This is a genomic window from Frankia sp. Mgl5 (assembly GCF_023242985.1).
In the GTDB taxonomy this organism is placed as follows: Bacteria; Actinomycetota; Actinomycetes; order Frankiales; family Frankiaceae; genus Parafrankia; species Parafrankia soli.
On record NZ_JALKFY010000607.1, the window covers coordinates 1 to 19,200 of the forward strand.

19 protein-coding genes are annotated in these 19,200 nt (G+C 72.4%); 5 read left to right on the forward strand and 14 right to left on the reverse strand.

Features of this window, described 5'->3' with window-relative positions:
- Positions 1-106: 106 nt before the first annotated feature.
- From MXD62_RS12065 to MXD62_RS12130, 14 genes are all read right to left on the reverse strand, one after another.
- Entirely contained in the window at positions 107-526 is a 420-nt protein-coding gene (locus MXD62_RS12065) for an antibiotic biosynthesis monooxygenase (protein WP_248829372.1), read from the reverse strand.
- Between the two features lie 116 nt (positions 527-642).
- Positions 643-966 carry an antibiotic biosynthesis monooxygenase gene (locus tag MXD62_RS12070; protein ID WP_018505692.1) on the reverse strand — a complete coding sequence of 108 codons (324 nt, stop codon included), beginning with the start codon at positions 964-966 and terminating at the stop codon, positions 643-645.
- Positions 966-1,703 (reverse strand): SDR family NAD(P)-dependent oxidoreductase, encoded by a 738-nt coding sequence (locus tag MXD62_RS12075; protein WP_248829373.1) that lies wholly within the window; start codon positions 1,701-1,703, stop codon positions 966-968. Before MXD62_RS12075 ends, MXD62_RS12070 begins: the two co-directional genes overlap by 1 nt.
- Before the next feature lie 102 nt (positions 1,704-1,805).
- A complete protein-coding gene (locus MXD62_RS12080) occupies positions 1,806-3,083 on the reverse strand; it encodes a beta-ketoacyl synthase N-terminal-like domain-containing protein (RefSeq protein WP_248829374.1) in 1,278 nt (425 codons plus the stop codon).
- Positions 3,080-4,432 carry a beta-ketoacyl-[acyl-carrier-protein] synthase family protein gene (locus MXD62_RS12085; protein WP_308301240.1) on the reverse strand — a complete coding sequence of 451 codons (1,353 nt, stop codon included), beginning with the start codon at positions 4,430-4,432 and terminating at the stop codon, positions 3,080-3,082. Before MXD62_RS12085 ends, MXD62_RS12080 begins: the two co-directional genes overlap by 4 nt.
- Positions 4,429-4,851 carry a cupin domain-containing protein gene (locus MXD62_RS12090; protein ID WP_248829375.1) on the reverse strand — a complete coding sequence of 141 codons (423 nt, stop codon included), beginning with the start codon at positions 4,849-4,851 and terminating at the stop codon, positions 4,429-4,431. Before MXD62_RS12090 ends, MXD62_RS12085 begins: the two co-directional genes overlap by 4 nt.
- A gap of 10 nt (positions 4,852-4,861) precedes the next feature.
- Positions 4,862-5,356 carry an SRPBCC family protein gene (locus tag MXD62_RS12095; RefSeq protein ID WP_248829376.1) on the reverse strand — a complete coding sequence of 165 codons (495 nt, stop codon included), beginning with the start codon at positions 5,354-5,356 and terminating at the stop codon, positions 4,862-4,864.
- 50 nt (positions 5,357-5,406) lie between these two features.
- Positions 5,407-5,664, reverse strand: a complete 258-nt coding sequence (locus MXD62_RS12100; protein ID WP_018505686.1) for an acyl carrier protein — start codon at positions 5,662-5,664, stop codon at positions 5,407-5,409.
- 402 nt (positions 5,665-6,066) lie between these two features.
- A complete protein-coding gene (locus MXD62_RS12105) occupies positions 6,067-6,444 on the reverse strand; it encodes a TcmI family type II polyketide cyclase (protein WP_018505685.1) in 378 nt (125 codons plus the stop codon).
- Positions 6,445-6,775: 331 nt separating this feature from the next.
- Positions 6,776-7,774, reverse strand: a complete 999-nt coding sequence (locus MXD62_RS12110; protein ID WP_020459985.1) for a LuxR C-terminal-related transcriptional regulator — start codon at positions 7,772-7,774, stop codon at positions 6,776-6,778.
- 62 nt (positions 7,775-7,836) lie between these two features.
- Positions 7,837-8,460, reverse strand: a complete 624-nt coding sequence (locus MXD62_RS12115) for an ATP/GTP-binding protein (RefSeq protein WP_020459984.1) — start codon at positions 8,458-8,460, stop codon at positions 7,837-7,839.
- A complete protein-coding gene (locus MXD62_RS12120; protein ID WP_020459983.1) occupies positions 8,441-8,812 on the reverse strand; it encodes a DUF742 domain-containing protein in 372 nt (123 codons plus the stop codon). Before MXD62_RS12120 ends, MXD62_RS12115 begins: the two co-directional genes overlap by 20 nt.
- Positions 8,813-8,930: 118 nt before the next feature.
- On the reverse strand, positions 8,931-9,350 hold the full coding sequence (locus MXD62_RS12125) for a roadblock/LC7 domain-containing protein (protein ID WP_018505681.1): 420 nt from the start codon (positions 9,348-9,350) through the stop codon (positions 8,931-8,933).
- Positions 9,350-12,769 carry a nitrate- and nitrite sensing domain-containing protein gene (locus MXD62_RS12130; protein WP_248829377.1) on the reverse strand — a complete coding sequence of 1,140 codons (3,420 nt, stop codon included), beginning with the start codon at positions 12,767-12,769 and terminating at the stop codon, positions 9,350-9,352. Before MXD62_RS12130 ends, MXD62_RS12125 begins: the two co-directional genes overlap by 1 nt.
- A 1,096-nt stretch (positions 12,770-13,865) precedes the next feature.
- Between MXD62_RS12130 and MXD62_RS39175 the strand changes: the two genes are divergently transcribed.
- The 5 genes from MXD62_RS39175 to MXD62_RS12150 all read left to right on the forward strand — a co-directional run bounded on the left by MXD62_RS39175 (position 13,866) and on the right by MXD62_RS12150 (position 18,904).
- Entirely contained in the window at positions 13,866-13,988 is a 123-nt protein-coding gene (locus MXD62_RS39175) for a hypothetical protein (protein ID WP_285224047.1), read from the forward strand.
- Between the two features lie 253 nt (positions 13,989-14,241).
- Positions 14,242-15,207, forward strand: coding sequence for a hypothetical protein (locus MXD62_RS12135; protein WP_248829378.1), 966 nt, complete (start codon positions 14,242-14,244; stop codon positions 15,205-15,207).
- 303 nt (positions 15,208-15,510) lie between these two features.
- Positions 15,511-15,834 carry a DUF6343 family protein gene (locus MXD62_RS12140; RefSeq protein WP_248829437.1) on the forward strand — a complete coding sequence of 108 codons (324 nt, stop codon included), beginning with the start codon at positions 15,511-15,513 and terminating at the stop codon, positions 15,832-15,834.
- Between the two features lie 122 nt (positions 15,835-15,956).
- A complete protein-coding gene (locus MXD62_RS12145) occupies positions 15,957-17,252 on the forward strand; it encodes a DUF445 domain-containing protein (RefSeq protein WP_248829379.1) in 1,296 nt (431 codons plus the stop codon).
- 11 nt (positions 17,253-17,263) lie between these two features.
- Complete coding sequence (locus tag MXD62_RS12150) at positions 17,264-18,904, forward strand: glycosyltransferase family 87 protein (RefSeq protein WP_248829380.1); 1,641 nt, start codon at positions 17,264-17,266, stop codon at positions 18,902-18,904.
- Positions 18,905-19,200 lie beyond the last annotated feature (296 nt).

The window sequence follows — 19,200 nt, forward strand, 5'->3', positions numbered from 1 at the left end:
GCGGGGGGGGCGGCCGCGGGCCGGCGGCGGGGGGGGGGGGGGCGGCCCCGCCGCCCCCCCCCCCGCCGGAACGTGCCGACTCTCGCCGGCTCGAATTTGCCGCGGTTCAGAATCCGTCCGGCTCGGTGAAGGGGCCGTCCGGGCCGTAGGCGGCGACCTCGGTGAAGATGGTCGCGCGCATCGCCGGGTCCTGCAGCGGACGCAGCGGCGAGGTGGCCGGCTTGTGGTCCGCTCCACGTTCCCAGGTCACGAACTCGGCCATGCTCGCCCACTCGCTGACGACGGCGAACTTCGTCGGCTCGGCGGCGGAGCGCAGCAGGCGGTTCCCGAGCAGGCCGGGCGTGCCCACCAGCTTGGAGCTGATCTCGTGGTAGGCCCGTTCGACCGCGCCCTGATCCTCGGCCGGGTCGACCGCCCACAGCATCACCCGCACCCGGCCACCGGCCTCGGCCTCGACCTCGGCCTCGACCGGGCTGGACGCGGGCGACCCGGCAACAGCCGACTCGCCAGTGGACGACTCGGCCACAGCCGGCTCCGCGGTCGCCGACTCCGCAGCGGCAGACTCCGCTGGAGCCGACTCCGCTGAGGCGGTCTCCTGCGGGTCGGTCTCCGGCGGGGCATCCGCCTTCTTCTTGCGGCGGATCACTCGGCCGCCGCGCCGACAAGGTGGGTGAGCACGGTCCCGGTGACCATCGAGCCGCTGGCCCGCAGGGGGTGGAGGATCTTGCGGTGCTCCAGGTGCCCGGGGCTCAGCTCGAACTCGCGGAACTTCGGCTCGTCCACCCAGTCGCTGATGATGTAGTACGTGCTCGGCTCGTCCTCGGAGCGGATCAGCCACTGCCCGAGGTTCGCCGGGTGGCTGGTCACGCCGTCCCCGATCCGCAGCCAGGTCTGCTCGAACTCCTGCTCGCGGCCCGGGTGGATGTGCATGGTCAGCATGATGCGGAACGGCTGGGGGTGGCCCATCAGATTCCTCCGTCGACCGTGAAGGTGGCGCCGTTGACGTAGCTGGACACGTCGCTGGCGAGGAACAGGACGACGGCGGCGACCTCGTTGGCCTCGCCGAGCCGGCCCAGCGGGATGCGGTTGGTGTACGCGGCGCGCGCCGCCGGGGGCATGCCGGCCGCCTGGTCGGTCTCGATGACGCCCGGCGAGACCAGGTTCACCCGGATGCCCTTGGAGCCGAGCTCCTTGGACAGCGAGCGGGTGAGGCCGATCAGGCCCGTCTTGGCCGCCGTGTAGTGGGCGCGCAGCGGCACGCCGACGAGCCCGGCACCGGACCCGATGTTGACGACCGTCCCGGAGTCGCCGAGCAGCGGCAGCGCACCCTGGGTGACGAGGTGGGTCGCGGTCAGGTTGGTGGTCAGCACCTGCGTCCAGGCGTCCAGCGGCAGGTCGGCGTACGGGATGTGGCTGATCGTCCCGACGCTGTTCACGACGATGTCGAGGCCGCCGAGGTGGGTGCCGGCCGCCGACAGCAGCTCGGTGATCTGCGCCGGGTCGGCGACGTCGGCCTGCACCAGCAGGTGGTCGTTGCCGGTGTCCTTGAGCTCGCGGCGCAGGCTCTCGGCGTCCTCGGTCTGGCGCTGGTGGCCGACCACGACGGTGGCGCCGGCCTGGGCGAGCCCGAGCACGACGGCCCGGCCGATACCGCGCGTGCCGCCGGTGACCAGGGCACGCTTGCCGGCCAGGTCTGGGAACATCAGTGATCCTCTCGAAAGGTGAGTCCGGAACGTTCCGGTGGCCTTGGCCACCCGGGATCCCCCGGCGCGCCGACGGCGTCGTCAGCGCGCCGGAGAGGCAGGTCAGTCGGTGTCGACCGCCCGCAGGACGAGCGAGCTGTTGAACCCGCCGTGGCCGCGCGCGTTGACCAGCGCGACCCGGACCCGGCCCTCGCGCGGCGAGCGCACCAGGTCGAGGCCGTGGGCGGGGTCGGGCTCGTCGAGGTTGCCCACGGCGGGGATCACCCCGTCGCGGATCGACAGCAGCGCGGTGGCCGCGGCGAGCGCGGAGCCGCCGGCGCACAGCCGTCCGATGAGCCCCTGCGGGGCGGTGACGGGCACCGCTCCGGCGCCGAAGACGGCCCGGATGGCCTCCGCCTCCAGCGCGTCGAGGTCCGGTGAGCCGGCGCCGTCGGCGAACACGACGTCGACGTCGGCGGGAGTGAGCTCCGCGTCGGCGAGCGCGCGGCGCATCGCCGCGGCCAGCCAGCGCGAGTCCGCCGGCGCCTGCTCGTGGTGCGCGCCGTCGTGGGTGGCCGCGTAGCCGGCGATCTCGCCGTAGACGCGGGCGCCGCGGCGGGCCGCGGCAGCCGGGTCCTCGACGAGCAGGGTCGCCCCACCCTCACCGGGCAGGTAACCGTTGGCGCGGACGTCGAACGGCTTGTAGCCGTCCGCGGGGCTCGCCGCGGAGCTGACCCGGCCGCTGCTGAGGTGGCAGGCCAGCGCGTACGGCGTCAGCCCGCACTCGGCGCCGCCGGCGAGCACCGTGGGGGTGCCGCGCCGGATGGTGCGCCGGGCCTGGGCGAGGCTGTCGACGCCGCCGGCGCCGTCGGAGACGAGGACGCCCGACGGGCCCTTGAGCCCGTGCCGGATCGAGGTCTGGCCGGTCGTCGCCGCGTAGAACCAGGCGATCGACTGGTAGACACTGACCGCGGTGCGCCCGCGCGTCCACAGCCGGGACAGCTCCCGCTGGCCGAAGTCGTTGCCCCCCGAGCCGCTACCGAAGACCACCGACGTCTCGTACGGGTCGTGCTCGGCCGGGTCGTAGGCGGCATCGGCCAGCGCCAGCTTGGACGCGGCCATGCCCATCCAGGTCCAGCGGTCGGTCTGCACGAGGTAGCGGTGGTCGACGAACTCCTCGGCGGCGAAGTCGGGGACCTCGCCGGCGATCCGGGTGTCGTAGCGGCTCGCGTCGAAGCGGGTGATCGGCGCGACGCGCAGCTCGCCGCGCAGCGTCGAGGCCCAGTACGCGTCGAGGCCGATCCCGCTGGGCGCGATGACCCCGAGCCCGGTGATGACCGGCCGCACCGCGCCCGCGGCCCGCCCGGCCGTGCCGGCGGGTGCGGTGTCCAGGACGGTCATGCCCGGTCCGCCGAGGCCAGGACGATCGCCGACTGGAAGCCGCCGAACCCGCTGCCCACCGACAGCGCCGCGTTCACGGTGTGGTCGCGGGCGGTGTTCGGGACGTAGTCCAGGTCGCATTCGGGGTCGCGGGTCGACCAGTTCGCCGTCGGCGGCACCACGTTGTGCTCGATCGCCAGGGCGCAGGCGGCGAGCTCGATGGAGCCGATCGCGCCGAGGGAGTGACCGACCATCGACTTGATCGAGCTGACCGGCACCTCGTGGGCGTGGGCGCCCAGCGACCGCTTGAAGGCGGCCGTCTCGTGCCGGTCGTTCTGCTTCGTCCCCGACCCGTGCGCGTTGACGTAGTCGACGGCGGTCGGGTCGAGGCGCGCCTGGCCCAGGGCGATGCGGATGGCCTCGGCCATCTCGACGCCGTCCGGACGCAGGCCGGTCATGTGGAAGGCGTTCGACCGGGAGGCGTACCCGCCGACCTCGCAGTAGATGTGCGCACCGCGGGCCCGCGCCGACTCCAGCTCCTCGAGGATCAGCACCGCGCTGCCCTCCCCCATCACGAAGCCGTCCCGGCTGGCGTCGAACGGCCGCGAGGCGTGCTCGGGGTCGTCGTTGCGGGCCGAGGTGGCCCGGATGGCGTCGAAACAGGCGATCGAGATCGGCGACAGTGGCGCGTCGGAGGCACCGGCGATCACGATGTCCGCCTCGCCGTCGACGATGAGCTGGTGGCCGTATCCGACCGCGTCGATGCCGGAGGTGCACCCGGTGGAGACCACGAACGACGGGCCGTGCGCGCCGAACCGGCAGGCGATCTCGGTGGCCAGGCAGCTCGGCACGAGCGCGTGGTAGAGGAACGAGCTCGCGTAGCGCGGGTCGACCTCCCAGTGCTTCCCGCCGTCGCTGACCACCACGTACTCGTTCTCGAGCCGGGTGGTCGCCCCGACGGCGCTGCCCATGCTCACCCCGACGACCGGGCCGTCGCCCGGCTCACGCTCGGCACCGCCGACGCCGAGGCCGAGGTCCAGCCCGCTGTCGGCGACCGCCTCGGCGGCCGCGGCCAGGGCGAACTGCACGAACCGGTCGTTGCGCGCGATCTCCTGGCGGGTGAGGCCGGCGGCGAGCGGGTCGAAGTCGCATTCGGCCGCGACCTGCGACCGGAACGGCGACGGGTCGAAGAAGGACAGCCGGCGGGTGGCGGTGCGGCCGTCCGTGAGCAGGGTCCAGAACTCCTTGCGGTTCGAGCCACCGGGGGCGACGACGCCGACCCCGGTCACCGCGGTGCGGCGCGGACCCCCATCCCGCGACGCCGGCCCGTGGGCGCCGTCCGGCCGCGACCGCTGCGTGGGTTTGTTCACTGCTGCGACTGCTCGGGTAGCGGCTCGGTGTCCACGTGCCCGAGGTCGGGCCGCGGGGCGAGCGGGCTCAGGTGGAACACGAGGAAGGCCACCTCGTCGCCGGTGTTCACGATCCGGTGCCGCATGCCGATCGGGATGAGCAGGCCGTGCTCGGCGGGCAGCGCGGTGTGCTCGCCGTCGAGGCGGGCGGTGACCGCGCCGCTGACGCAGTAGAGAAACTCCTCCGAGTAGGGGTGCCAGTGCTCGGTCACCACTTCTTCGGGCTGCAGGGTGAGGGTGCCCAGGAACCCGGACTTGGCGCCGACGGTCGCCGGGGACAGCAGCGTGCGGATGTCACCGCCGCGGCGCCGGTTCGCCGGCACGTCGTGGATCGAGAGGACCTTGGGGACCGTCAGGGGTGCGGGGGTTGCGAAGCTCACCGGTATCTCCTCAGACCTGCTCGGGAACCTGGACCTGGTCGGCCGCCGGCGCGGCGGCGCGGGCCGCCGCCTCGACCTTGCCGCGGATGGCCGCCTGCTCGCGCGGTGTATTCGTGTTGATCCGCTCGGTCATCTGCTCGGTCGTCACCGGCGCCGTCGGGCGCATCTTGAAGTCCTGCACCCAGCGCATCCGGGTGCCGGTGCCCTCGGGCAGGTACGTCCACTCGATGTGCATGTACTCGAAGGGGCCCGTCTCCACCCGGTAGGCCCGGACCTTGTGGTTCACCGGGTCGAGGGTGCGCTCGGACACCCAGCTCCAGGACGTCCCGTTCTCGTCGGGGTGCATCGTCAGGCGAAACTTGAAGGTGTTCGCCGACTTCTCGAGGATCTCGACCGAGGCGTACTCGGTGAACAGCGACGGCCAGGACTCCAGGTCGTTCGTCATGGACCAGACGAGGTCGATGTCGGCATCGATGAAGATCGAGTTGTCGGTGTGCCCGCTCATGTGTTTCTCCGGTTCGCTCACTGGAGGGAAATAGTTTCGGCCTGGGAGTCTCAGGCGACCTCGGACTGCAGGAGCGCGCTGTTCACCGTGGTGAGGATGTCGGCGAGGGTGTATCCCTCCGGCGCCTCGTTCGGCAGGTCGACACCGAACCGCTCCTGTACCTCGGCCTGGAGCTGCAGGTAGGCGAGCGAGTCCAGACCGATGTCGGTGAACGTCACGCCGAGTTCGGCCGGACGGTCCTCCGGCGGCAGGCCGGCCTGCTCCACGAGGAAGTCGAGAAGCTCGTCGGCGGTCCACTGCAGGGGCATCTGCGTTCCCTTCTCACCATTCCCGCGTCCGCGGGATACGGTTGTGACATCAATCTCTGAAACTCGGGCAGCCTGAAAACTCGAAAGACAGCGCTCCGGAGACCGGGCGACCTGAACCCAGGGCACCCGAAACCACGGTGACCTGCATTCGGGGAAGCTGGGAGCGGACGGCCGGCGGAACCGCCGGCCGCGGGCGCGCGGACCCGGCCCGGACAGCGGCGTCCGGGGCTCGGGCAGGGCGGCCTGCGGGCATGGCGGGGCCACCAGCCGCGCGGGGCGGATGGCTGCGCATGCGACGAAGGTCGGGACGGCCCGTTCGTCCTGCGGCGGCCGGCCGCGCGGAGGCGGAGCCCCGGGGCCGGCGCGGAACCTGGTCCCGCGCCGGCGCGGCCGGGCGCGGGCTCAGGGACCGCTCTGATCGGCCACCCAGGTGTAGAAGCTGTCGGCCATCGCGTCCCGGGGGCCGCGCCAGGTCTGCGGGTCGTACGCCGCGATGTACTTCTCGAGCTTGCTGTTCACGTCGACGAACAGCGGGTGCTCCCGAACCGGCGGCAGCGTGCCGTTGATGTCCGCCCGGCTCTCGATGAGATGGAAGTACAGCCCGTGGAAACGGAAAAGGTCGCGCCGGGCGACGCCGACGAGATGTGGAAGCTCGCCGGCGTCCGACTCCGCGAAGACGTCGGCGACCGCACCGGCGTCTTCGGGGTTCATCCGGGCGACAATCAGCGTCCGCTGGCTGGTCGTGCGTTGGTTCGGAACCGAGCCGGATTCCGTCGGCACTCGATCTCCTCTTTCGGAGTCACGATGAACAGGCTGCGCCGCGCGTGTTCGAGCACAGCCGACCGCTGCCGAAGGGCCGGATCGACCCGAAGGCACCGGCCCTGTCGGATGCGCTCGGCACCGACACGCGCAAGTGACCGGTCTCACGCGTTCGCCGGTCGGCGAAGCCACCTGGCCGGTTCCTGCTGTGGTGGTCCGCGCCAGTTATACGTAATTCCGGTTGCTCATCGGAATCATGCGGCCCATCGGAACTCCTGTCCGGCGTTCCGGGTGGCAGGAAGTTGCCCTGACCATCTACTGCCAACGATCCGACCAACTGATCACAACGCGGTTACAACCAACCCCGCCGGGCCGCGACCGTCCCGGCCTGAAAGCGGCTACGGGCGTCCAGGCGGGTCATGAGGTCGGCGACCATCCGACGCACCGTACGGACGGACACCCCGAGATGGCGGGCTGCCGCCTCGTCCTTCACACCCAGGCTGAGCAGCCTTAAAAGCAGCCGCTCGGTGTCGTTCGGCCGGTCGTCCGCAGGGCTCTCCAGGTCGCCGTCGGCCTCCGCGGCCAGCGGCTCGGCGCTGTCCCAGACCTGCTCGAACAGCATGGTGACCAGGTTCGCCAGCGCGGGCGAGCGCACGATCAGCGCGTGCGGGTCGGTGCCGTGCTGCACGAACTGCACCAGCCCGACCCGGCCGTCCACGGTCGTCGCGTCGATGCGCGGGTCGTCGGCGAGCCGGGCCTCCAGGCCGTGCGAGGCGACCGTGCGGACGTAGCCGACACCCGTCTCGTCGGTGCTGACCGTGCGTGGGAGGACGCTGCGCATCGCCACACCGCGCTGCAGCGCCCGCAGCTCGACCGGGAGAACCTCCGCGGTCAACGCCGGCGGGCGGCCGCGCCGGGTATGCAGCGCGAGCACCTCCTTCTCGGCCCGGCCGACAAGGGTGAGCAGTTCGGCCCGGGCCTGGTCGGCGCTGTCGATGTGCTCGACCTCCGCGCCGTCCCCACCGGGCCGGTTGTCCAGGTACTCCGAGACGAACGTGCTCACCTGTGCCCGTGCCCGGACAAGCCGCTCGTGGCGGCGGATGAGTGCCTCGTGCTGAGCCTGGAGCAGATGCTCCAGACCGGCCTCCGGGTGGACGGCAACCAGGTGGCCGGGGTGTTCGGTGGAGGGCAACAGCAGTGACAGCTCGACGAGCCGGTCCCGTGACCGGCGGACTGTGTCGTTCGCCTGCCCCACCGCCGTGGCCACCCCGTCGACATCCATGTCGGGATGTCTCAGCCACAACCGGTAGGCCGACAGCGTGACGTCGTCGAGACCGAGAAGCTCCAGCAAGATCCCCTTCCCAGGTCGAAGCGGATGGCCCGCGGGCGCTGGGGCGGCACGCGCGGTGTCGTTCACCGTGAGCCGGTCGGCAGTCCCGGTCGCTGGCTCTCCGCGGAGACCACCTCCAGGGCGTGGCGGACCAGCGCGATGAGCGACTGGCGCACCGACTCCCGCTGGCGGGCGTCGCACAGCACCATCGGCCGGCGGGGGTCGAGGTCCAGCGCCGCGCGGATGTCCTCGCTGCGGTAACGGCGCGCGCCCTCGAAGTGGTTCAGGGCGATGAGGAACGGGATGTCACGTTCCTCGAAGTAGTCGATGGCGGGAAACGAGTCGGCGAGACGGCGGGTGTCGACGAGCACGATCGCGCCGATCGCACCCAGGACGAGTTCGTCCCACATGAACCAGAAGCGGTCCTGGCCGGGGGTCCCGAACAGGTAGAGAATCACGCTGTCGACCAGGGTGATTCGGCCGAAGTCCATGGCCACCGTCGTCGTCGTCTTGGACGCGACGGCGCTGGTGTCGTCAACACCGATACTCGCGGACGTCATCGCGGCCTCGGTGGTGAGCGGGGGAATCTCGCTCACGGCGCCGACGAATGTCGTCTTCCCGACTCCGAAACCACCGGCAACGATGATCTTGACCGGATGCGGCGCCGGTGTATCGGCCGCTCGGGTCCTAGAGAGCCTGGAGTCCACTGAGCACCTTTTCGATAATCGCCACGCTGGGGCGGTCCGACGTTCGTTCGGGCCGGTGCACACTCACCAGCCCGGCGTCGAGCATGTCGCCGACGAGCACACGTGCCACGCCGACGGGGAGGTTGAGTCGGGCGGAGATCTCGACGACGGACTGGAGTCGCTGGCAGAGCACCGCTATGGCACGCTGCTCCGGTTCCAGCGTGGTCGCGATGGCCCGCCCCTGCGGAGAGGTGGACACCAGGGCCACCAGATCCAGGGTCCGGTTACTGGGACGGGTGCGCCCCCCCGTGACGGCGTAGGGCCGCACCACCGGCCCGGCCTCGTCGTCGAACCATTCCTCATCCCCTGACACCGCGGTCCTCCTGCCTGGGATCGTCATTTGCCCGCGGTGGACGCGTCACCGGTTCCAGTCCGTGGGGAACGGGCCGGAAGCCGGTGACGCGTCCACCGCGCGTGCATTCGGACAGGTCCTAAATCGGCAGCGCCGACTGCATTTCGGCGCGAAGCTCCGGCGTCAGAAACTCACCCACCCTCGTCACCAGCAGCGCCATCTCGTAGGCGATGAGACCGATATCCGCGCCCGGGCTGCTGAGAATAGCCAGGCACGAGCCGTCACCGACCGCGGTGACGAACAGGAATCCCGCCTCCATCTCGACGATGGTCTGCCGAACGTTACCGCCGCCGAAGAACCGGCCGGCACCCCGGGCGAGGCTGTTGAATCCGGACGCCACCGCGGCGAGCTGGTCAGCGGTGGCCCGGTCCATTCCACGCGAGGTCGCAAGCAGCAGACCGTCCGAAGAAAGCACGATCACATAGGTGACCTCGGGGACCTTCTTGACCAGGTTGTTGAGCAACCAGTTCATGTTCTCCGACGGCCCCAGCGGACGCATCAGGTTACCTTCCTCACATCATCTCCGTCATTGGACACCGTTCCGTCCTCGATCCCACGGCCGAAGTTGGCCTGGAAGGACGACATCATGCTGCGGATCTCCTCGGGTGAACGAGGGCCCGCGGCGAGCGACGAACGGCCTGCGTCCGCGTTCTCCCGGCGCAGCTGCGGCGCCAGGTTCGCGCGCCGCCGCCGCTTGGGCAGGCCGAGCTCGTCGAGACCGTCGTCGGCGGACTCCTCCGCCGCGGCGGCTGCCGTGTCGAACGGCGGCGCCGCCGGCGGCGGGTTGGCCCCGGGGTAGGCGGAGCCCCCACCGGTGGACTGCCCCGGCTGCGACGACCGGGCCGAGCGGCGGAAGGCGCCGTCGCCGATGCCGCCGTCCTGGCGTCCGGGGTAGGCCTGTTCCGCCCCGCCGTACCCGTTCTCCCGCATGGGGCGGCCGAATTCCTGGCCGCGGTCCGCGCGGGGCTCGCGGTAGCCGGTCCCGTCCCCGGCCGGGCCCTGCTGGCCCGGCGGCGTGTAGTCGGCGCGGGCGTAGTCGCCCGAGGCCCGCCCGGTCCGGGAGCGGGACGGCAGCCCGGCCCCGGGCTGGGAGTCAGCCGAGCCGAAGCCGTCACCCGAACCGAAACCGTCACTCGAGCCGAAACCGCCGGCCGAGCCGAAGCCGTCGCCGGTCTCCTGCCCCAGGCCGCCGCCATTCCCGAAACCGCCGTCGTTCCCGGGACCACCATCGGTCCCGAAGCCGCCGCCGGTACCGAAACCGGACCGGCTGAACTCGGCGGTGTGGTAATCCGAGTCAGCGAAGCCACCCGATCCGTTGCCGGCCATGCCGTTGGCGCCGGCATCGGTCGCGCCGCCACCGAAGCCGCCGGCGTAGCCGCCGGCGTAGCCGCCGCCGTCACCGAAGCCCGCGTCACCGTAGCCGCCGCCGTCACCGAAGCCGTTCGGACCGAAGCCGCTGAACTGACCGGTGTCGGGCGGAGCGCTGAACAGCGAGCCGCCACCGCCCGGAGGCGGACCGAACAGCGAGGCCGCCGGGTCGGACCGTCCGTCGGACCAGCCCGTGTTCCTCCCGGCCCCCGCGTCGTCCGGGTAACCGGCGCCGTCCCGGGACGGCGGGAGCTCGGCCCGCCGCGTCGGGCCGGTCAGCTCGCCCGGACGGCGCGGCGGTACCGGACCGTCGTCGTCTCCCTCGTCGTCTGTCCGGTTCCTGCCACCGGGCTTCTCCGCGACGAACCAGCTCGACCGCGCCGTGGCGAAGACCGGGAGGTCGTCGATCAGCGTCTCGTCGGCGCTGGTGCCGGCATCGTTGGCCCCAGCCGTCGACAGCGCCGCCGCGTCCAGGGTGTCCTCGGGGATGTCCCCCGCCCAGTGGCCGTTGCTCTCCGAGCCGGCGCCACCGACCCCGTTCACCCGGTTCACCCGGTCACCGGTGCCGTTGAGCGAACCGGCCAGGTCCGAGCCCTGCGTGCCGGCGCTCGAAGCGCCGACCGCGGCGAACTCGCGCGGGCCGCTGTCCTCACCCTTGTCGTCGGAGGCACGCAGCAGGGTCGCGGGCAGCAGGACGATCGCCATCGTGCCGCCGTACGGCGAGGGCCGCAGCCGCACCTGGACGTCGTGGCGCTCCGCGAGCCGGCTGACCACGAACAGGCCCAGCCGCTCGCTGGTCGACAGGTCGAAGGGCGGCGGGTTCGCCAGCCGGTTGTTGAGCGCGTCGATCTCCTCCTGGTTCATCCCGAGCCCGCGGTCCTCGATCTCGACCACGAAGCCGTTGGAGACCGGGTGTCCGGCGACCTGCACGGGGGTGTGCGGGGGCGAGAAGGAGGTCGCGTTCTCGATCAGCTCGGCGAACATGTGGATCACGTCACCGACGGCGTGGCCGGAGACGGCGCCACCGGTGATGGGCAGGACCTTGACCCGGGTGTAGTCCTCGACCTCGGCGACGGCACCGCGGACGACGTCCTTGATCGGCACAGGGCGGCGCCAGCCACGGGCGGGCTTGGAGCCGGAGAGGACGATGAGGTCCTCGGCGTGGCGGCGCATACGGGTCGCGAGGTGGTCGAGCCGGAACAGCTCCTCGAGCTCGTCCGGGTCGGTCTCCTTGCGCTCCAGCGCGTCGATGATCTTCAGCTGGCGGTGGATCAGGGCCTGGCTGCGGCGGGCGAGGTTGAGGAAGGTGTCCCCGATGCTCTTACGCATCGCGGCCTGCTCGACCGCGGTGCGCACCGCCACCTGGTGCACCGTGGCGAACGCCTCCGCCAGCTGGCCGATCTCGTCCTTGCTGGTCGCGGGTACCGGGAAGGACTCCGCCGCGATGTCGACGGGCTCACCTCGGTGCAGCCGCTCGACGACGCTGGGCAGCCGGTCGTTGGCGACGTCGAGCGCGCCCCCTCGCAGCCGGCGGAGCTGGCCGATCATGGGGCTGGCGACGAGCAGCGAGATCACGACCGACAGCACGAGAATGATCGCCACGCCGATGCTTCCGAGCAGGGCGTCCCGGGAGGCCGTCGAGGCGATGTCACGGCTTGTCTCGGCCAGGTCGTTGGCGATCCGCACCTCGACGTCGTGCATCTGCGCGATCTTGCCGTCGGCGGCGGTCCGCCAGGCGTCGAGGGTGACGTTGGAAGCCGGCTGCCCGCTGAACGTGTTGACCACGTCCTCGCGCATCTGGTTGACGCCGGTGGCGGAGCGCCCGACCGTGTTCGTGAACAGCTCCAGCTCGGCCGGCGTCGCCGTGGAGCGGAACTGCTCGGTCCAGGCGGTCTCGGCACCGGCGTAGGCCAGCAGAGCACGCAGCATCTGCGGCGTGGCCTGACGCGAGGAGAGCATCTGGGCGACGGAGCCGCGCTGCTGGGAGGCTTGTTCCTTGGCCTGGGCGATACCGGCCAGCGTGGTAGCGCCGTTGACCAGCTTGGCGTCCGAGCTACCGGCCGCGATCCGCGCGTTGAGCAGCAGCAGCTCGTTCACGGCCTCGTTGTAGAAGGCCCCGTTCGACGCGATCTCGGTCTGGTGCGCGTCGATCTGCTTGCGGTGCTCGCCGAGCTGGTCGAGATGCGTACGGATGGAACTCAGCGTCGAGCCGAGGGCGTCCCGCGCGGACGCGGGCAGCGCCTGCTCGTCGGCCAGGTAGACGGCGAGGGCGTCGTCCACGGGCTTGCGGGCATCCACAGCCTGCTGGCCCAGCATCGGGATGAGGAAGTTCGATCCAACGTAAGAGTTGGTCGCATAGCGCTCCCGCTGAAGCACGTGGACCAGGTTGTTACCTTTGATCGAGAAGTCGGCGAGCGCCTCGATGCGGTCCGCGGCCCGGACGTTGTCGACGTCCCCGCGCACCTGTATCGCGCTCAGCACGGCCAGCGCGGCCAGCGGGACGATGAGAATCACCACTAGCTTCGAGCGGATGGGCCAATTCCGGAGCATCCAGTCCTCTCGTCCGACGCCCCGGGGTTGGGCGCCTCGTGTGCGGGTTGAGCGAGTCGCTCATTCGATGCCTGGTCCGCGACGGACGGCGCGCGACAAGGGCGGACCGCGATCGAATGACACCCGGCCCGCACCCGCCTGAAAGCGTCCGACGTCGGACAACTGTAGCGAGCCTGCCTGCAAGTCCCCTCAGCACGTCCCATCAGCACACCGATGAGGACGGCGAGAGTGGGCGGCCTTTGTCAACCGGCTCACGGAAGGGGTATTCCCGGCAGGAATCACGGAATCACAGGCTGTAAGCGCTCCCCGCCTTGGCGCCAGCGATTGTCGGACGCCCTTTGATATACAGGAATACATACGGCATGGTGATGCACCTCACATCAGATGTGGTCTAGATCGTGTCCCGATAGCCGTCAGCGGACGTACTACCTGCGCATTCGCAAACGGGAACCGATCCCCGTCGACGCACGGAGCAGCGGACGGGGAAGCCCCGGCGGCCCGCGGTGACCCATTCGCCCGCGGCTCGGGCCACCATGCCCGGCACCCGAACGCGGGCCGGCACGCCCGAGGCATCCTGACGGCACGGAGCGCCCCGGATGAGCAAATCCGCCGCCCGTTGGGTTGAAGTCGGGTTTGGGTTCGCGATCCGGAGCGCTGCGCCGACCCGCCGCGCGACCCGGCGGCCATCCACCGCCGGCGCCTCGGACGGTCGCTGTCGCGGCCGAACTCACTGCCGCGCGACGGCGATCCCGCACACAACCGCGCGAAGACCCAGGTGGGACGCGCCCCGGAGAGACCGGCCGGGACGGACCGGGTCCCGCCCTCGCACCCCTGGATTTGACCAAAAGGGACATTTTTCGCGTAGCAGCTTCGACCAGGCCGTTCCCCGCCGGCCGCCGCGCGCAACCCGCGGACCCGCACAACCCGCAAGCCGCTGTCCGAGCACGGGATGGTCGCAAGACCGCGGACAGGGCGCGAGCGATCAGGCTCATTCGATCGGGCATTGCGCGGGTACCGGCCGTCCGCCGTTCGGCTCCGGTCCCACGGGACGACCTTCGCCGCCGCGGGCGGCGGGGGCGGCGGGGGCGGCCCGACCGTGTTCGCCGTGGACCCGGCGCGGCTCGTCCGGCTGGCCTGCGCCGGCGAGGACGCGCCCGACGAGCGGTGGTGGTCCCGGGAACTGCCGGGCGTCCTCTTCCTCGACCCCTGCACACGCTGAGCGAGCGCCCACTCTCGATATGGTCGCCCGACGCGGCGGGCAGGCGCTCAGCGCCAGGCGCCGCCCACGCAGCGCGACCAGCGGCGGCCGACCCCCGTGGATGCAGGTCACAACACTTTCCCCGCCGCCACCTGGCACGCCACCGTGGACATGCAGGACACCGGGGCGCAACGGGGTCGACGCGGCCAGACCACCATGAGCAGCCGAATCACACCGACGCCCGCCATCCGTTTGGAGAAGGAGCGTTCGGTCCATGACTGTCGGGGAGTGGCTCGTCTCGGTCGGGGTGCGTCATCTGGTGACGATGCCGGACGGGCCGTCCCCGGGTGCGGCGCTGACGGGGCCGGGCTCGCCACACCAGATCGCCGCCCCGGATGAGGCCTGCGCCCGACTGCTGGCGACAGCCGCCGCCCTGGACCACGGACCTGGCGCGACCTGGGACGGCGAGGTGCTCACGCTGCTGTCCGCGCCGGCCGGGGCCTCCCCCGGGGCCCCGGCCGCCGCCCCGACCCGGGTGGATCCGATCCCCTCACCGGCCGCCCTGGTCGCCGCGCTCGAGGCGGCCCGCGCCCGTGGCACGGCCGAGATCCGGCTGCGACTGGGTTTCCCCCTGGACTCCCCCGTTCCCGTGTCCGCCGCCGCGCCCGCGCCCACGCCCGCGGCGACGGCGACGGCGACGGCGACGGCGACGGCGACGGAATCGGGCACCGCGGCCGGTGCGGCGTCCGAGGTCGTCGGCTCGCTCCTCGCGCGGGACGACGCGCCGCTCAACCCGGCCCGCGCCGCCGCCGACGTCGCCGAGACACTGCCGGCGAACGGGATCGTCCTGGCCGAGCCGGGTGCCGCCGGGCTGTGGGTGGATCACACCGTGCCCACCGTCGGTGGAGAGGCGCGCGTCGCGCCAGCCGGGGGCGGTGTGGCGGTGGCCGGTGCCCTGCTGGCATGGCGGCAGGGCCGGGTGGGGGTGGCGGTCGTCGAGCAGCCCCCGACCGGCACCGCCGCCACCCTGCTCGAGCTGGCCTCGGATCTGGATGCCAGCCTGGTCGTCGAGGTGTGGGGCCGCAGGGGCGGGCTCCGCTCGGCCGCCGACCACCGCGAACGCCTGGCCGCCGCGCTGGGTGCGCGCGGGGTCCGGGTGATCGAGGTCCCCGTCGATTTCACCGCGACGAAACTGCTCATCGACGCGGTCGGCGACGCCGCGGCCGCGCAGGCACGCTAACGCCGGGCTACCGGCACCGGGGCTCCGGCGGCGGGACGCCGAGGCCGCCGCCCGGCGACCGACCGGGCCGCGCTGGCGAGAACATCGCGGGAACAGGCGGGAACGCACCGTCACCTATGCTCACAGACCCCTCAACGCCCTTATCACGGGATGAAGTACCAGAGGGGGCCAGGCAGGCCGACAGGCAACTTCCTGCCAAACCTTTTCGATACCCTTTTTATGTCTGATGATTGCTTTCCTGTGACCTCCCCTGCTGCGGGGTGGTCCTGGTTCGTCCGCGCCTGGGCGGGCACACCGCAGGGCGTGACCGCTCCAGTGCCCCGGCAGCGCACCGAACGCCCCGCGCACCCCCCACCCTGGTGGCGCACACCGTGGTGGCGCCGGCTGGGCTCGCTCGGCGACGCGCGGACGGGTGCCGCGCCGGCCACCAGCGCCCTCGGCCTGCGCCGGGCGCTGGCCGTGTTCGGCCTGGTCTTCTCCGGGGTCGTCAGCGGCCTGCTCGCGGTGGCCGGCCGAACCGTGCCGGCGGTCGTTCTCGGGATCATCGCCGCCACGGCGCTGGTCGACCTCGTCGTCATCCATCGCCGCGCGAGCGCGGCCCGCCGGGCTGACGGGCCGCGCCCGTAGGGTGTTGCTGTCTCCCCGCCGGAGCGGGTCGGCGCCGCCGCGCGAGCCCGGCCCGGGCCCGCGCTCTCCGGCAGGGTCCTGCGGAGGGGCGGGCGGGCGCGGATGACACCGGTGGGCGGGCGATGACACTGACAGCGACGGGCGGGGCCCCACGCGATCTCGGCGGCGACCCGTTCAGCGAGGCCCGCATGCGCCAGGGGCTGCGCCGGATGCGCACCATCGCGACCGGGCTGCTCGCCTTCATGGTCACCGTGTACGTCGTCGCCTGGCGGTGGGACGCCTCCGGCGCGCCGGGCTGGGTCGGCTACGTGGCGTCCGCGGCCGAGGCCGGCACGGTCGGCGCGCTGGCTGACTGGTTCGCGGTCACCGCGCTGTTCCGGCACCCGCTCGGGCTGCCGATCCCGCACACCGCGATCATCCCGCGCCGTAAGGACGCCCTCGGCCGCGGCCTGCAGAACTTCGTCGGGACGCACTTCCTCGCCGAGGAGGTGATCCGCGAGAAGCTGGACCAGCTCGGGGTCGCCAGCCGGGTCGGTGGCTGGCTGCGCCGCCGGGAGAACGCCGAACGCGTGACCTCCGAGATCTCGGCACGGGTGGCCTCGATGATCTCCGGCATCAGCGACGACCTCGTCCGCGAGCTGGTCGAGAAGACCGTCCTGCCCCGGCTCGTGGAGCGGCGGTGGGCGGGGGCGCTCGGGGTGGCCCTCGACCGGGTGGTCGCGGAGGGCACGCATCATCACCTGGTCGACCTGCTCGTCACCGAGATCGAGGACTGGCTGAAGCAGAACCCGGACACGGTCGTGCGGATGGTCCGGGAGCAGGCGCCGGCCTGGTCGCCCAGGTGGCTCGACGAGGCGGTCGCCGCCAAGGCGTACGCCGAGGCGCTGCGGTTCGCCGCCGACCTGCGGACGGACCCCGACCACCGGGTGCGCCGCGCGCTGGACTCCTTCCTCACCACGTTCGCCGAGCGCCTGCGCACCGACGACGAGCTCGGCGACCGGGTGGAGGCGCTGAAGCGGCGGATCATCGCCCACCCGGAGACCGACCGGGCGGTGTCGGCGATCTGGGCGACCGCCCGCGGCGTACTGCTCGACCTGACCACGGACCCGGACGGAACCGCGCGCACCAGGGCCACCGAGGAGCTGGCGGCCTTCGGGAACCGGCTCGCCACCGAGCCGGCGCTGGCGTCCACCGTGAACCGGGCCGCCGCCGACATCGCCGCCCGCACCGTCGGCCGCTACCGCGAGGACATCGCCGCCGTCATCGGGGACACCGTGGCCCGCTGGGAGCCGGCTGACACGTCCCGGCGGATCGAGCTGCACGTCGGTCGCGACCTGCAGTTCATCCGCATCAACGGGACGGTGGTCGGCGCGCTCGCCGGCCTGGTCATCCACCTGCTCACCGAGCTGCTGCTCTGACGGGTGGGAACATGACCGACGCAGCACACGACGACCCGGGGGGTTGGGTGGAGCGCCGACCGGAGCAACGCGGCACGGGGCCGGCCCGTGCCCGGCCGCCGGCGGCCGTGGCCGCGGCCGCGGCGGCCGGCGCTGCGGGCCCGCTCGTCATCGCCGGGCTCCTCGCCCTGATCTGGGTGGGCTACGTGGCCCCGATCGCCCACTTCGACGTCGACGTCTTTCTCCGCGCGGGCGCGGCGGTCGCCGACGGCCGCGACCCCTACCCCCCGCCCGGCACACCCGAGGTCTACTCCGGTTTCGCCTTCGTCTACCCGTACCTGGTGTCGCTGCCGTTCGTCCCGCTCTCCGCCCTTCCCGGCGCCGCCGAGCTGTTCATCGCGCTGTCGGTGGTCGCCCTGCTCGCCGCCTGCCGGCTCGCCGGCGCCGGCCGGTGGACGTTCGCCCTGGTGCTGACGGCGTCCTGCACCATCACCGGGCTGCAGATGGGCACCCTCAACGCACTGCTGTTCTGCGGGCTGGTGGCACTGTGGCGGCTGCGGGACGTCCCCGTGGCGGCCGGGGTCCTCACCGCGGTGCTCGTGTACAGCAAGCTCTTCCTCGTCCCGGTCGTGCTCTGGCTCGCGCTGACCCGCCGGCCGCGCGCGACGGTGGTGGCGCTCGTCACCCTGGCCGCGCTGTTCGGCGTCGGGGAGATCTACAGCCCGGTGGCGGCGCACACCTACGCCGACATGCTGTCCGTCCTCGCCCGCGAGGAGGCGCCCGACGGGCTGAGCCTCACCGGGCTGCTGATGAACGTCGGGCTCGGCCTCGGCGCCGCCACCTGGGGCGCCCGCGCCGCCGCCGGCCTGCTGCTGGCCGGATGTCTGTGGCGGGCCCGCGGGCGGAGCCGCGCCGGCGGCGACGGGCTGCTGTTCGCCGGCGTGGTGGCGGCGGCACTCGTGGCCTCGCCGATCGTGTGGAGCCACTATCTGCTCCTGCTGGTGGCCCCGCTGCTCGCGATCACCCGCGGCGGCCCGGGCCACCCGGCCGCCCCCGGCGACCCGGACCTGCCCCTCGCTCTGTTCACCGGCGGCAGCTGGCTGCTGGTGACCCCACATCTGAGCACGCCGATCGACCTGCTCGTGGCGGCCGTCGTCCTCGGTCCGCTGGTCGCCCTGCCGCTGGTGCGCACGGCCCGTCGGCGGCGGGAAGGACGTCCAGCCAACCCGGACCAGGCGGCCGAGCCGGGCCATGTGGGTGGGTCGGGCCATGTGGCCGAGCCGGCGGTCGCGGCACCGGCCGTGGCGGTGCCTGGGAGCCCCGTACCCGGGCCGGCCGCGTCCGAGCCGGTGGCGGCGCCACGGATGGCCATGACGGCGCTACGGGCTGTCCTGGTGGCCGCGCTGGTCGGCGGGGTCGGGGCGGTGTGCTGGATGGCGGCGCGCGCCCGCGGCGAGGACGCGCGGGTCGTCGGCGCCTACGGGGCGCTCGTCGGAACGCTGGCCCTACTGGCCTGGGCGGTCGCCGCCAGCCGGGACCGGGAGGCCGCGCAGCCTGGTCCGGCGGGCCCGCTCGGCCCGGTGAGCCCGCACCGGCGCCGGACCCGGCGACCGGTGCCGATGCCCGCCACCGGCGCGCTGCGCACCCGAACGGGCCGGGTGCACCCCCAGTAACAGATGCCCGCCAGGCATGGGCAATCCGGCGTATGCTGAGGTCTTCAAGGTCATCTAAAGAGGAAATGTCGTCCAACTGACTCCGAACCGCAGTTCGGCGCTTCACTGGACCAGATGTGACGTAGAACCTCCTCCCCTGATGGTTAACCACACACCTCGCGCCCCCCGATCACGGCCCGGTACGAGGTAACGTCTTCATGTCGGCGTCACCGAGGGCAACCACCCCCGGGGCGGCGACAAGATCTCTGGGGCATCCGGCCAATCGGGCCGGATGTCCGAAGGTCGGTGCGAGCGCC